The organism is Belnapia sp. (assembly GCF_059504005.1).
This window is the reverse complement of the sequence record NZ_JCACHU010000003.1, coordinates 1-13,135: the sequence shown is the minus strand read 5'-3', so window position 1 is coordinate 13,135 and position 13,135 is coordinate 1. Positions and strand designations below refer to the sequence as shown.

Genomic DNA, 13,135 nt, shown 5'->3' with positions numbered 1-13,135 from the left:
CCGCCGCCTGGAAAGGGCAAATCCCACCGCTGCCACAGCTTTTGCCCCTCTTACGAGGAAGAGGCGTAAGCCTCTGACGTGCTTGCTTTTTTTATCGCTCGTCAGAGCCCTGGTGGGCACGCCGCGAAGCAAGTGTCCACTCTATGAACCTTTGGTTCGATGAGACAGAGAAGATACATAGGGTGGACACTCGGTCACTCGGCCCGCGGACCTCTTGACCGAAGAGATGGCCGGCAGCAGGTCGCCGCGATGGATGTATGGCGCCGCGTAAATATGCGATGACGAGACGCGCACCCGAGGTCCACATGTGGCGGACCAACCCGACAGAGACCCACATTGGCGAGGTGATCAGCGGCGAGGGCATCTACGCCGTCGCGCTTGATGGTGTCCCCATCAGCCTGCGTACTCGCCGGCTCTATGACGATCCCCGCACAAAATATCGAAAAACGTTGTTCAACAACAAGGGCTGGTGCATCGTCCTGGCTGAGCGGCTGAACCGCCGGTTCAAGACCGATAGGTTCGCAGCGATGACGCTCATCGTCGGCGAGCCCATTACCCGCGAGGACGACTAGCTGCTGAGCCGATGAGGGCCAACGCCTTCAACGCCAACACCTCCTGCTCAGCCTGCATGACCCGCATCATCAGCAGGATGTTGTCCATCCGCAGGCCAGTGATCTCCTGCTGGAGTTCCGCGATCTCACGCCGCGATGGGCTGCGCTTCTTCGACATGGCTCTCCTCCAAGCGGGCACGGATGTGGCGCATCCTGCCGCGGATGCGATACACCATAGAGGGTGACCAACGGGCAGCACGAGCGGGAGGCCGGATGGCATCCAACCGTGCGGCAAGCTGACGAGCGGTGAGGGGACCATGCTCTGCGATGAGCGAGGCCATCAGCCCATCGATCTCCACCGCATGGGCATCAGCACGCTCGCGCCTGACCTGATTGGCGCGGGCGAAGCTTGGCCTGCTGGCCTGAGCCGCGGTCTTCACCTCAGTCTTGAGGGCCGCGATCTCCTCACGCTGGGCGACCATGGTCGAGAGGCTGTCGATCTGCCGCTCAAAGCTCTCATGCAGCGCTGCAACTGCCTGATCCACCCGCGCCTGCATGGCAGCCATCTCCGCGGCATGCCGTGCCCGCATCTCCGCCATCCGCTCCTGCTGCTCGGTCAGGTAAGCCTGCCGGCTGGCCGCGCTCTCAGCCTGGGCGGCGTTGTCCTCCACCATCTCCTCAATGGCTTCCAGCAGATCGTCCCAGCAGCCGTTGGGCGACGGTTCGCAGTCCACCATCTCGGCAATGCGGGCGAGGACGGCAGCCGGCTGGCTACGCGCGGAGGAGAGACCACGAACCATCTGATACGCCCGGCCGAGATGGCTGACTCGTAGGTGATGTCCCATATGGCCGGGATGGTGCTTCGCTGCTTTGGCGGGTGAGCGGAGGCGGCGATGGTGGCGGCAGTGGCGATCAGCCGGACGGATTTGGACGCGGCGGGGCTGCGTCTGGCCGCAGGACGCGAACGGGACGCGGCAGCGTCGCGGCGGATGTTGGCCTTGGCGCTGGTGCTGGAGGGGCAGTCGCGGGCGGACGCGGCCCGTGCGGCGGGCATGGATCGGCAGACGCTGCGCGATTGGGTGCATCGCTACAATGCCGAAGGCTTGGCGGGCTTACGAGATCGGATGGGCGAGACCGGGCCGAAGCGGCGTCTGTCGTCCGAGCAGGAGGCGGAGGTGGCGGAGTGGGTGCGCCGTGGCCCTGATCCGACAAAGGACGGCGTGGTGCGCTGGCGCCGCGCTGATCTGGCGCGCGCCATTGCTGAGCGGTTCGGCGTTGTGCTGGCCGAGCGGAGCGTTGGTCATGTGCTGCGCCGCCTCGGCTTCCGCCGATTGGTTGTGCGGCCACGTCACCCCGGGCATGACGCTGCGGCACAAGCGTCTTTCAGGCCGACTTCGCCGCCCTGGTAACCGCCGCCCTGCCATCCAAGGCGCGCGACAAGCCGCTTGAGATCTGGTGGCAGGACGAGGCCAGGGTTGGCCAGCAGGGCACGCTGACGCGCATCTGGGCGGCGCGCGGCTCGCGCCCGGCCGCGCCGAAGGATCGCCGCTATGCCTCGGCCTACCTCTTCGGCGCCGTTTGCCCGGCCCGTGGCATTGGCGCCGGCCTCGTATTGCCCAACGCCAATGCCCGCACCATGTCCCTGCACCTCGCCGAGATCAGCAGCCAGGTCGCGCAAGGTGCCCATGCAGTCGTCGTCATGGACGGCGCGGGTTGGCATCAGACCGGCGGCAAGTTGCGCATACCGGCCAACGTCACCCCGCTCCGCCTGCCGCCCTACGCGCCGGAGTTGAACCCGGTGGAAAATGTCTGGGCCTACCTCCGCTCCAACAAGCTCGCCAACCGCGTCTACGAGACCTACGACGACATCCTCGACGCATGCACCGAGGCCTGGAACTGGTTCACCAGTCAGCCCGAACGCATCACCACCATCGCATCACGACCATGGGCACAGGTCACTCAATGAGGCCGAGCGTATTACGCCCCCCACACGACGCGAGGGCGCTTCGGCTTGGTGGCCTTCAGGTCAACCGGCGGCGCCGGGTTCTCCGCTTCCCAGCGGGCACGCTCCTCCGCGGTGAACACCCGCACGGGCTGCGGGCGGCTGGCGTTCTGCATCTGGTCGGCGCGGAACGCCTTCAGCTTCCGGTGCTCGACCGGCGGCAGCGCCGGCAGCTTCGCCTTGGTCCAGTCCATCGAGCGGCCCATTAACGGCCACCGTCGTTGGCGAGGTCGTCGATGACGCTGGCGTAGGTCTCGATCGCGGCCAGAGCCCGCTGGATGATGACATCCACCTCGGCGGCGTCGGCGGAGGGGCAATCGGGGAGCGCCAGTTCGGCGGCCACGAGGATGTCGGCGAGATAGGCCAGCGGGTCGTGGATCATGGTCGCGGCGAAGGCGGAAATTGCCTGCGACAACCGCTCAAAGGCGGTGTCGTTGGTGCGGTGAATCATTTTCGTCCTCAAAAAAGCATCGAATGAAAAGCCGACCTCAAACGGTGCCGGCGGTAGGCTTCAGCCCAGTGGTGCCCCCGAAAACCGAGGGCGCCGGGCTGAAGAGACATATACATATAAAGTTGCGAAATAGTCTAGGGCTTTCTACTTAAGCGTCGTGGACGGCGCTGCCGCCATGCGGGTGTCCCGCGCTACGGCCTTGCCCTTCAGATCGACGAGGTGCGCCCGGTACTCATCGCTGTAATGCTGCGCATAGAAGGCCGCCGCGTTGCCGGCGCCGGCATGCCGGGATGGCGGGACTAGCAGGGCGGTGCCGCCCTCCGGGTGGGAGATGCCCACGATGGACACCCAGCCGAGATCGCCCGCGGTCCACTGGACGAGGCAGAACTGGCCGCGCGAGCGGATCGTCCCGGCGCCGTAGAAGCGCACCGACAACAGGCCCAGCTAAGGTCGGGCGCGAGGTGGAGGAAGGCGTCGATGGCGTGGACGGCCTCCCGTGGAGCCACGATCAGCCGGGCGATGAGCGCGGGCCGGGTACGCACGAGCGCGGCCATCCGCCCGGCGAGGTCGCCGTACACGAGGAGCATCGGCGCGCGCTCGGTCGGGGTTTCGGTCCGCATGTCGGGCATACAACGGTGATACTCGGATTCGGAATTCTGGGAAGGAAATTGGGGTCACGGCTGCATGAGGGAGACACGCCTGTAGGGCTAATGCCGGACGGCTCGGCGGGCGCGGCTGGTAGAGGGACGGTGGGCCGTAGTCCCACGTCGCCGGGCCACCGAGCCGGTCAACTGCCGCATGGCGACCGCCGCTCCAACGATGGGCGCGCAATCGCGCCACCGCATCGGGGCGCGTAACCCACCAGAGCCGAAGGATGTAGGGGCGTACGAAGGCAACCTTGCGGCTCGTTCTGCCCGCCCGGAGCGGGGCATCAGCCCTGAGGGGGCGGCGCCTCACGGGATGACGAGCCGGACGGCGAGGAGGGCTGAGGCAGCCAGCGCCGCCGCGCCTCGGTCTCGCCGTGGAACCACGCCTCGAAGATCGGCGCGGCCAGCGTCGCGCGCACGTGCAGCGTCGTTGGCCCGGAGTTCCGGAAGCCGTGCTTGCGTCCGGCTGGCACAACCACGGACTGACCGGTGGTGAGCGTCGCTCGCTCTCCGTCGAGCCAGAGTTCCGCCGTCCCGTCCAGCACCGTCAGCACCTCCTCCACGGCGTGGAGGTGGGTGGGGGCTCCGCTGCCGGGATCGCAGAACTGCTCGAACACGGACAGGTGCTCCGCGCCAGTCAGGGCCGACACGAGCATGCGCGTCATCACCCCGGCGCGCCACTCGTCGAGTGGCTGGCTCGCATGGTCGATGATGTCCATCGTGTTGGCTCCCCGAAGTCTGAATCCGGGTCAAGCATAGCCTGTTCTCGTCGCCGGGACGGACATCTTCAACGGGCATCTCTGCCGGATCACGGGACGCCCTTGCGTGCCTCAGTAGCGCCTGACCTACTGCCTCATGCTGCCGGTGTCCGAGCCGCTAGCGATGGTCCCGGAAAGCGCACTCCGGAAGGTCCCCTCATAGAAGGTCAGCCACAAACAGGGCGTGATACCCATAAGGCTTAGCAGAGCGGCCGCGGGCGGCCGAGACATTGTTGCTGGCGATCGCGTTGGCAGCAAGGCTGACGCCGACGGTTCAGAGCATGTGTCAGCCAGATACCTCAACATCGTGCAGGCGCCGGATTGCGAAGGATAGATGGTTAACGATGAAGCTGGTTCCGCCCGCAGCGAACAGCAGGCAACCGACCACTGACACGGGATGGTTTACATCGTCGAAATGGATCGGGTCGGGGGCGAGAGGCTGGAGACGCGAGGGGCAGAACAGCGGTGAGCAGCGATTCGCCGCCCCTCGGTCATGCAGGTGATGCGCGCCCGCCCATACGCCGCGGCAGACAAGCTGCCGAGACGCCCTTCTTGGCCACGGTACCGGCAGCCGGGCGGCACGGCCTACCCTGGTTCACTCGCCTTTCTTGCGCGCTGCGATGCCCGCCTCGACGAGCGCGCGCGCTCGCTCGGGGCCGCCTCGGCCGACAGGCGTGAATCTACGCCCGCTCAGGGCGTTGTAGTGGCCGAAGAACGCCTCGATCTCGTCCAACAGGCCGGGCCGCAGGTCGTCGAGGCTGTGGACATGGGCATGCGTGCGCGCCTTGGTGGCGACCGCGAGGAGGCGGTCGTTACGCTCCATCTTGCCGTCCCGCTCCTGCTGCTCCGCCTCGATCACGCCGAGTGGCCGTGCCGAAAGCAGGCAGCCCACGGGAAGCGGCACGTCGAGCAGGACCAGAACGTCGAGCGGGTCGCCGTCCTCTCCAAGCGTGGAAGGGATGAAGCCGAAGTCGTGAGGGAATAGGTTGCCCTCCGGCATCACCGCCTTGAAGCGGAAGGCGCCGAACTCCTCGTCGTAGGCGTACTTGTTATGGCTGCCCTTCGGCGTTTCGATGACGACGTTGAGGTCGCCATTCGGATCGAATGCCGGGATTCGGGTGAGGAGTTGCATTCGGGGGCTCCATTGCGCGCAAAGCGGCGGCGGATCGGGCAACGCTCGGGAACGGGAGCCGGTTCGGAGGGTGGAGCAGGGTTATTTTGGCGCCATGGCCTTGGCGAACCATGATGCTCTTGGCATTCGAAGCAGTGCGTCGCCAGAGTGACGGGCGAGACACAATGTCCGACCAAGGGGACTGCGATGATCGAACTCAAGAGTGACTTCCTGTGCACGCTCACCGGCACAGTGGCGCCGCCACGAGAGATAGGCGGAACGCCGCGCGGAAACCGTCGCTTCTTTGCCGTGACTGGCGGATCGTTCGAGGGGCCACGCTTGCGCGGCGAAGTCCTGCCAGAAGGTGGCGACTGGTTGATCATCAGGCCCGATGGCGTTGTCGAACTCGATGTGCGGGCCACGCTTCGGACAGATGACGGTGCCCTGATTTATCTCCGCCAGACAGGTCTGCGCAGAGCTACTCCAGAGGTGCAGGCGCGTTTGGCTCGCGGAGAGGCCGTCGTTTCCGACGAATACTACTTTCGCGTTGTTCCGACATTCGAGACATCCGCGCCGCAATACGCTTGGCTCAATAGCGTCATCGCAATCGGGGTCGGCGAGAGGCTGCCTGACGGCGTGAGCTACCGGATGTACGAAATTCTCTGAGTCAGCAGATTGGGTTCACCTTGGGCCGGCCGGGACAGGCAGCGTATTGGTCGGGCCGCGGCAGTGACATCGCCGTCGCAGAGTATGGTTACCGCGTACCCGCGGTCCCGCAGTGCATGGGAATTCGGCTTACGGCCGAGGGGGCGCGGACATCCGCTTCGAGCGAGAGCGCCTGCGCTTGCCGTTACGATGCTCGCCCGCACGGGCCGCGAGGCCGACGACGCCTGACCTCCGGCATGACCGCAGCCTCGACACGCGACGCGCGACTACCACCCCGGCCTCGGTCCGTGGCCCGCGCTGACGCGGGTCAGCCCGTGGCCGGGAAAACCACCGTGAATTTTGCTCCCGGGCCGCCGCCGTTCGCCCCGAAGCTCAGCCGCCCGCGGAGTTGCCCGACCAGGGTGGAGATCACCCGCATGCCGAGGCCGCTGGTCGCGCCGGGATCATACCCCACTGGCAGCCCCGTGCCCTCATCCGAAACCGACAGCGCGTATTCGTCCGGGGAGGTACGTTCGAGCGAGACGCTGATGCAGCCCGCCCCGTGCTTGGTGGCGTTGGCCACGAGTTCGGCCACGATCAGCCCGAGGGGAACGATCCTGGCGGTCGGGAGCGCGGCATCGACGACATCAACGGAGATCGACCCTTGGTCGGGCCGCAGCGTGTTTGAGAGATCGTCGCACAGCCGCCGGAGGTAGGCGCGGCAGTCGATGGCGCCGTCGCCATTGCCCACGTAGAGGTGCTGGTGCACCCGCGCCACAGCCGCGACCCGGCTGGCGGCCAAGGCCAACTGTGCCGCGGCCTCTGTGTCCCCGAGCGCATGCCCTTGCAGCCGCAGCAGGGCGGAGGTCAGTTGCAGGCTGTTCATCACCCGATGGTCGATCTCTTTCGCCATCAACTCGGCCCGCCGCAGAGCCGCCTCCTTCTCCTCGACTGCCCGCGACAGGTCGGCGACGGCGCGCCGGGCCGACAGGCGAAGCTCCATCTGGTCCATGACCAGCGCGGCGAGGTGCTTGAGGTGGGCGATCTGCCGCTCGGTCACCGGCCGCGGCTCGCGGTCGATGACGCAAAGCGTGCCGAGATTGAAGCCGTCCTGCGTCCGTAGCGGCGCGCCGACGTAGAAGCGCAGGCCGAACTCGCCCGCGACCAGCGGGTTGGCAAGCGCGCGGGCATCGACCCGTGCATCGGTCAGCACCCATGGCTCGACTTGCAGGATGGCCGAGGCGCACAGGCCGAGGTCGCGCCCGATCTGCTCCACGTTGAGGCCGTGGCGTGACTTGAACCAGATGCGGTCGTGATCGACGAGGCTGACGATGGCGATCGGGACCGAGAACAGGTCCGCTGCCAGAGAGGTAATGCGATCAAAGGCGCCGTCCGGAGGCGTGTCGAGAATGTCGTAACGGCGCAGCGCAGCGAGACGGTCGGCCTCGGCGCTCACCAATGGTCGCCGGATGATTGTTTCCATTCGGCAGCATACCCCCATTCCCAGGGGCGTAACAGGCCGATCGGGAGCCGGTTCGGAAAGCTTGAGGAAACGGCGCCCTGCCGCAATGGCGTGGAGGCCTCGTAGTGCGTTACCCCAGTCGAAGTTCACCCTGGAACACGACCGATGGCCATCATCGCAGCCAAGGGCGCCGGTCGCCGGTCCGGCATCGGCCGAGGCGCAGATCATACCGAATGTGGAGCCGTCACCAGCCAGCTTTCTGCGGTAGCCCGGGATTACCCGCGGCGAGAGGTGAAGCGGAGTTGGGGGACCGTAATGGCACTGCCCGTTGTCCGAGGAGCGTGGCTGATGCAGGAACCCGACGACGCACGCTTGTTGCTAGCCTCCCAGACCCCGCCCGCTAACTCACTCTGCCTCCGCAACTAGGCCCGCCAACATTTCGACCAGTGCGTCCGGGCCGAACGGCTTCAGCATCACCGCTGTGGGTCCCCCACCGAGCAGGAACCCTGGCGGGCCATCCCGTTCCGTCAGCACGGAGCCAGTGACGATCAGCACGGGCAGCGAGGGTCGGGCGACGCGGAGGCGGGCTATGACCTTGGTGCCGTTCAGGTTAGGCCGACCGAGGTTAATGACGAGGGCGTCGAAGCGCGCCGCACCCGGCCCAGCGGCGTCCAGGGCACTGCGTCCATCATGCGCCACTGTCACCGTGCAGCCAGCATCCTCCAGCACGTCTTGCAACAGCATGGCGATCAAGGCCTCGTCCTCGACGACAAGGACATGGCGGCCTCCGAGGCTTGGGTTGGCCATCGAGGCGGGCGGCTCCGTCGGCACGACTGATGTACCTGCAAGTTGAGCGAGAGGAGCAGAGATAACTATTTCAGAATAGCACTAATTGGATTGAGCAGCAATCGGCTTTCGGCTCAGTGGTTGTCCCGGATTTCGCTGGCGAAGCCGGCGTGGTCATTGTCAGAAGACCATCCACCGGGGAGGATGACGAAGGGTGCTCCTAGCCGGCAACGACCGAGGCTGCCGCCGCCGCGCCGACGGCACGCGAGAGTGGGATTGCGGTCTCGACGACGTGGCCGGTCGGCTCCCAGCGCGGCTCGACGGAGCCGCCAAGCTGGCCGCGGATGGTGGTCTCGATTACCCGGATGCCGAAGCCGCGACGCGCAGGGGCGCCGCGGACTTCCGGCCCGCCGCTTTCTGCCCACCGAAGCCGCAGCAGTCCGTCCTCGCCCGCCCGGCGTCCCGCACGCCACCGCACCTCGACCCGACCATCAGGCGTGGATAGCGCGCCATGCTTGGCGGCGTTGGTGGCCAACTCATGCAGCACCATCGCAAGCGGCTGCACGGCGATCGGGGCAAGGACGACAGGCGGTCCGTCGAGCGAGACGGCCGCACCCCTCCCGCGGGCCATAGGCGTGTAGGGCGCCAACTCCCGTTCCGCCACCGTGCGCAGGTCGGCACCTGACCACCCCCCGGTGGCAAGCAGGGAATGTACTCGCGCCAGCGCGGCTACGCGCGCCTCGACCGAGGTAGCGAAGTTCTCGGGCTGGTCCCGCGGGGTGAGGCGTATCACCGACTGAACCACTGCCAGGGCATTCTTGGCACGGTGGTCCACCTCCCGTGCAAGCAGTGTCCGGCGGACCTCATCAGCCTTGCGTGCCGAGATGTCGCGCATGATGCCGGTGAAGAACCGCCGCCCGCCGGCATCCCGCCACTCGGCAATGGCCAGATCAAGCGGGACAAGCGCACCGTCCCTGCGGCGGCCCTCGACTTCTCGCCTGACGCCGATCATGCGCTTCTCGCCAGTCCTGCGGTAGGTGGCGAGATAGCCATCGTGCTGTTCGGCATGTTCGGTCGGCATCAAACTGGACAGATTGCGGCCAATGACCTCGGCTTCGGCATAGCCGAAGATGCTCTCGGCAGCGCGGTTGAAGGACTGGATGATGCCTGTCTCGCTCATCACCACAATGGCGTCCGCCGCCGTCTCCACCACGGCCCGCAGCCGTGCCTCGCCTGCCGCAATCTCGGCCGCTCGGTCCCGGAGCACCGTGTCGGCTCGCTGCATCGACAGCCGAAGCCGCTCGAACTCAGCGATACCCGCAGGTTCATCCCCGCCCACATGTGCGTCTCCTCCAGACGCCGCAACCGCCTCGGCTTGCCGGGTTAGGACGCGAACGGGCCGGAGTATGCGCCGGCCCAACCATGCCGCGGCGGCGAGTGCTGCCAGGAAGGTTGCCGTGCCGCCCGCTGCAAGAGCGAGGAGGGGCCGCTGCCAGCTTGCACGGTGGGCGGCCAGCGGCAGGGCGATTGTCACCGTCCATCCGGGCGCGCTGGCGAGGCGCCGGAAGGCCAAAATGACTGCTTGGCCTTCCAGCGCGGTTCCTTCGACGATGCCTGCGTCCCGTCCAGCCGATGCCTGGGTAAACCAGTCCGGCACCGGGCGACCCATGAACTCCTGAGAGGCGCGCGACCGCGCCACGACGATATTGCGGCTGTCACTGAGGGTAGCGAAGGCGTCGCCCGACAGAACCCCGGGCGTCGCGAGCAGGGTTAACAGCCGCGGGGCTCCAAGCGGTGTTGCAAGGAGCGCTACGCTACGGCCGTCCCGTTGGACAGGGATCACCACAGCCGCGAGCGGCGTGCCGGACACCGAGCCGGTGATGAGGTCGCTCACGACCGGGCGCCCGGTTGCCAGGGCAACACGCGCGGTCTCGGCTGCGTTGATCGCCGGCAACGGCATCCCCAACGGGCGGCCCGTGTGAGTTCTTATGTGCAAGTCTGGGCCAATGAGGACGATTAACGATCCTATGGCTTCGGCAACCCGCCGCGCTTGGGTACCGAAGGCGCCCAGGTCACCGTCCGGTTTGTCCAGCAGCGGGGAGGCTGCCAGTACCCCCAGGGCCGCGCTGCGGGCCTCCAACTCCCGATCAACGGCGAGGGCCATGGCGCCCACCGTGGCAGACAGGCGCTCCTCCGAGGCGGCCCGATAGTTGCCGGCCATGTGCCATGCGGTTGCCGCACCGAGGGCGAGCGAAGGCAGCAGAACGGCGAGGATGAGCGCAACGAGGTGTGCGCGCAAGCCAAGAGCCGGCGCCATCATCTTGGCGACCGGCCGACCCGGATTGCTGCCCGGCTGAGATGGCCTGCCGTCCTTCACCTGCCCCTGATCCGCTGCCCGCGAGCTTGCTCTATACTTGGCGCATTCAGGCTATGTGACACTCGCTGTTCGGCGGCCCGCATCATCTCGGTCCAATGCGTAGCAAAAAGACAGGAAAACCAGGGTTGTTGTCCCTCGGCATAGAGCCGCGAAAAGCGCTCGGCCTCCGCGGGAACTCGGACGAATGCGCGCCTCCGAAACAGAGATTGCTCAACCAAGTTAACGGTAGCTTGACGTTCATTGCCTCCAGCGTGGGTGCGGTGAACCAGCATTGCTTTGGTGATTCGCGATCGGGGCCATTCAAAGGAGCGAATAGGTGGCTGCTGACTTACACGCTATACGCAAGCGGGGGCTGGCTAACCCTTTGATGGCAGCCACAATCCCGAAAGGCTATGCTGCCTGTCGGACAAAGGCCAAAACAAGCTTGGCCTCACCCTGACGATCCCGGATCGAGGCTCCGACCACCGCGGCTGTTCAGGGCGGCGCGTACACGGCTTGCAAGATCGGTCTGGCTATAGGGCTTGCTGAGGACTTCGGCACCCTGGGTCGGCCTCTGCTGCACCATGAGGTCGTCGCTGTAGCCGGTCGCAAGCAGAACGGCGATGCCGGAGCACATAGCCCGCGCCTGCTCCGCCAGCACGAGGCCGTTCATGCCGCCCGGCATGGAGATATCGGTGAACAACAGGTCCACCTGCTCGCCTGCCCGCCCCAGCACCTCCAGCGCTTCCTCCCCGCTCCGTGCCGAAAGCACCCGGTAGCCAAGGGTCGTCAGTTGATGCACCGCAAGTTCAAGCACGCCCGCATCATCGTCCACGGCGAGGATTGTCACGGTCCCGCCGGGGCACCGGTCGTGCAGCACGTCCTTGTCGTTCGTGGGCTGTGGTAGGGCCAGTGGGTCGCCCGACGCCAGGGGAAGGAATATGCGCACACTCGCTCCACGGCCCGGCGGACTGACGATTTCCAGCCGCCCGCGGGACTGGCGGACAAAGCCGTGGACGGTTGCGAGGCCAAGGCCGCGCTTGCCGGTCTTGGTGGTGAAGAAGGGCTCAGTGGAGCGCGCCAGAACGTCTGGCGGCATTCCTGGCCCCTCATCCTCGACGCTCAGCAGCACGTAGCGGCCCGGCTTCAGCCCGTCGCCCCCGGAGAGGACGGCTGCCTCGTCCAGCGTCACCGTCCCGGTTCTTATGGTCGCCCGACCGCCTTTCGGCATGGCGTCACGCGCGTTCGCCAGCAGGTTCAGCAGTGCCACCTCGACCTGCGCCGGGTCAACGGCACATGGCGGGAGACCGGGGTCGAGGTCGTAGCGTAGCTCCAGGCCATCGCCGAGGGTGCGTGACAGCACATCGCCGATCTCCGACAGCACTGTGTTGAGGATGACCGGACGCGCTTCGAGCCGTGTTCGGCGAGCGAAGGTCAGGAGTTGTTGGGTCAGTGTCGCCGCATGCCGGGCTGCCTGCCGTGCGCGCTCAAGCGGTTTCAACGCCTCAGGCTCGTTTGGCAGGCGTGTCTCAGCGCGCTTGAGGTTGCCAAGCACGACCTGAAGGGTGTTGTTGAAATCGTGCGCCAGCCCTGCCGCCAGTTGCGCAATCGCCTCCATCTTCTGCGCCTGTCGCAGCGCATCCTCCACGTCGTGGCGCGGCGTTGCATCGAACTGCGACGCGAAGAAGTGGAGGAGTTTGCCATCCGGACCGAAGACTGGGCCGATAAACAGGGCATTCCAGAAGGGGGTGCCGTCCCGCTTGTAGTTCAGTATCTCGACCGCAATCGGGCGCCGCTCAGCCAGGGCGGTCCGGATTTGGCGCACGGTGTCCCGGCTGGTGAGCGCGCCTTGGAGGAAACGGCAGTTGCGCCCAAGGATGTCCTCGCGGGCATAGCCGGTAAGATCGAGGAAGGCGGCATTGGCGAGGACGATTGGGTTGTCCAGCAACCGCGGGTCAGTCAGGAGCATGGGCATTGGTGTCATTTCAACAGCGGCGAGAAACACGCCGCCGCAGTCGTCCACGCCAGAGCGGGCAGCGGTGACCTTCTGCCAACTGCTCAGCCCCGGGTCGCCTGTGAGGTCAACCGAGGTGACCTCGTGACCGCCGGCTACTAGTCCACCCGAACTGCACCCGGCGGCCGAGGCTCCACGCGACCGCTGCCCTGAACCCGCGCCCTGATCCTTGTCCGCCATTCTACCCCGGTTCCGCATCCAGCCTCCCAACGCCCGGGATCACTGGCAACGCCGGGAGCCTGCGATGGCTGCACAAAAGTGATCGTTGGTGCGCCAAGCCTTCTTTTACCAGCCAAGTAGTCGGCCCTGAACAACTCTTAACCCACTGATCTGCTTGCAGGCTTCGTCGGTT

At 66.3% G+C, this 13,135-nt stretch carries 14 protein-coding genes; 3 read left to right on the top strand and 11 right to left on the bottom strand.

Annotated elements, in window-relative coordinates; translation table 11 throughout:
• Nucleotides 1-278 precede the first annotated feature (278 nt).
• Complete coding sequence (locus AC5JJ1_RS00540) at nucleotides 279-572, top strand: hypothetical protein (RefSeq protein WP_495783165.1); 294 nt, start codon at nucleotides 279-281, stop codon at nucleotides 570-572.
• Here AC5JJ1_RS00540 and AC5JJ1_RS00535 read toward each other — a convergent pair.
• Both AC5JJ1_RS00535 and AC5JJ1_RS00530 read right to left on the bottom strand, forming a co-directional pair.
• Nucleotides 553-729, bottom strand: a complete 177-nt coding sequence (locus AC5JJ1_RS00535) for a hypothetical protein (RefSeq protein WP_495783164.1) — start codon at nucleotides 727-729, stop codon at nucleotides 553-555. The two genes, AC5JJ1_RS00540 and AC5JJ1_RS00535, sit on opposite strands and share 20 nt — an antisense overlap.
• On the bottom strand, nucleotides 698-1,396 hold the full coding sequence (locus AC5JJ1_RS00530; RefSeq protein WP_495783163.1) for a hypothetical protein: 699 nt from the start codon (nucleotides 1,394-1,396) through the stop codon (nucleotides 698-700). Before AC5JJ1_RS00530 ends, AC5JJ1_RS00535 begins: the two co-directional genes overlap by 32 nt.
• Nucleotides 1,397-1,444: 48 nt before the next feature.
• On the opposite strand from AC5JJ1_RS00530, the gene AC5JJ1_RS00525 reads away from it, so the two are divergent.
• Nucleotides 1,445-2,517 (top strand): IS630 family transposase gene (locus tag AC5JJ1_RS00525; RefSeq protein ID WP_495783162.1). Its coding sequence is split into 2 segments (ribosomal slippage): nucleotides 1,445-1,940 and nucleotides 1,940-2,517, totalling 1,074 coding nucleotides; the frame shifts between segments, so codons are not numbered across the junction.
• 11 nt (nucleotides 2,518-2,528) lie between these two features.
• On the opposite strand, the gene AC5JJ1_RS00520 is transcribed toward AC5JJ1_RS00525, so the two are convergent.
• From AC5JJ1_RS00520 to AC5JJ1_RS00500, 5 genes are all read right to left on the bottom strand, one after another.
• The gene (locus AC5JJ1_RS00520; protein ID WP_495783161.1) at nucleotides 2,529-2,747 is read right to left on the bottom strand and encodes a hypothetical protein; all 219 of its coding nucleotides are present in this window, start codon (nucleotides 2,745-2,747) and stop codon (nucleotides 2,529-2,531) included.
• A gap of 11 nt (nucleotides 2,748-2,758) precedes the next feature.
• A complete protein-coding gene (locus AC5JJ1_RS00515) occupies nucleotides 2,759-3,004 on the bottom strand; it encodes a hypothetical protein (protein WP_495783160.1) in 246 nt (81 codons plus the stop codon).
• Nucleotides 3,005-3,148: 144 nt separating this feature from the next.
• The gene (locus AC5JJ1_RS00510; protein ID WP_495783159.1) at nucleotides 3,149-3,439 is read right to left on the bottom strand and encodes a hypothetical protein; all 291 of its coding nucleotides are present in this window, start codon (nucleotides 3,437-3,439) and stop codon (nucleotides 3,149-3,151) included.
• A gap of 496 nt (nucleotides 3,440-3,935) precedes the next feature.
• Nucleotides 3,936-4,370: a cupin domain-containing protein gene (locus AC5JJ1_RS00505; RefSeq protein ID WP_495783158.1), complete on the bottom strand. Its 435-nt coding sequence runs from the start codon at nucleotides 4,368-4,370 to the stop codon at nucleotides 3,936-3,938.
• Between the two features lie 634 nt (nucleotides 4,371-5,004).
• A complete protein-coding gene (locus tag AC5JJ1_RS00500) occupies nucleotides 5,005-5,541 on the bottom strand; it encodes an inorganic diphosphatase (RefSeq protein WP_495783157.1) in 537 nt (178 codons plus the stop codon).
• Between the two features lie 186 nt (nucleotides 5,542-5,727).
• Between AC5JJ1_RS00500 and AC5JJ1_RS00495 the strand changes: the two genes are divergently transcribed.
• Nucleotides 5,728-6,186 carry a DUF3237 domain-containing protein gene (locus tag AC5JJ1_RS00495; protein WP_495783156.1) on the top strand — a complete coding sequence of 153 codons (459 nt, stop codon included), beginning with the start codon at nucleotides 5,728-5,730 and terminating at the stop codon, nucleotides 6,184-6,186.
• Nucleotides 6,187-6,493: 307 nt separating this feature from the next.
• On the opposite strand, the gene AC5JJ1_RS00490 is transcribed toward AC5JJ1_RS00495, so the two are convergent.
• From AC5JJ1_RS00490 to AC5JJ1_RS00475, 4 genes are all read right to left on the bottom strand, one after another.
• On the bottom strand, nucleotides 6,494-7,648 hold the full coding sequence (locus AC5JJ1_RS00490; RefSeq protein ID WP_495783155.1) for a sensor histidine kinase: 1,155 nt from the start codon (nucleotides 7,646-7,648) through the stop codon (nucleotides 6,494-6,496).
• Between the two features lie 384 nt (nucleotides 7,649-8,032).
• On the bottom strand, nucleotides 8,033-8,434 hold the full coding sequence (locus AC5JJ1_RS00485; protein ID WP_495783154.1) for a response regulator: 402 nt from the start codon (nucleotides 8,432-8,434) through the stop codon (nucleotides 8,033-8,035).
• Nucleotides 8,435-8,633: 199 nt separating this feature from the next.
• On the bottom strand, nucleotides 8,634-10,790 hold the full coding sequence (locus tag AC5JJ1_RS00480) for a PAS domain S-box protein (RefSeq protein ID WP_495783153.1): 2,157 nt from the start codon (nucleotides 10,788-10,790) through the stop codon (nucleotides 8,634-8,636).
• Between the two features lie 430 nt (nucleotides 10,791-11,220).
• On the bottom strand, nucleotides 11,221-12,963 hold the full coding sequence (locus AC5JJ1_RS00475) for an ATP-binding protein (protein ID WP_495783152.1): 1,743 nt from the start codon (nucleotides 12,961-12,963) through the stop codon (nucleotides 11,221-11,223).
• Nucleotides 12,964-13,135 lie beyond the last annotated feature (172 nt).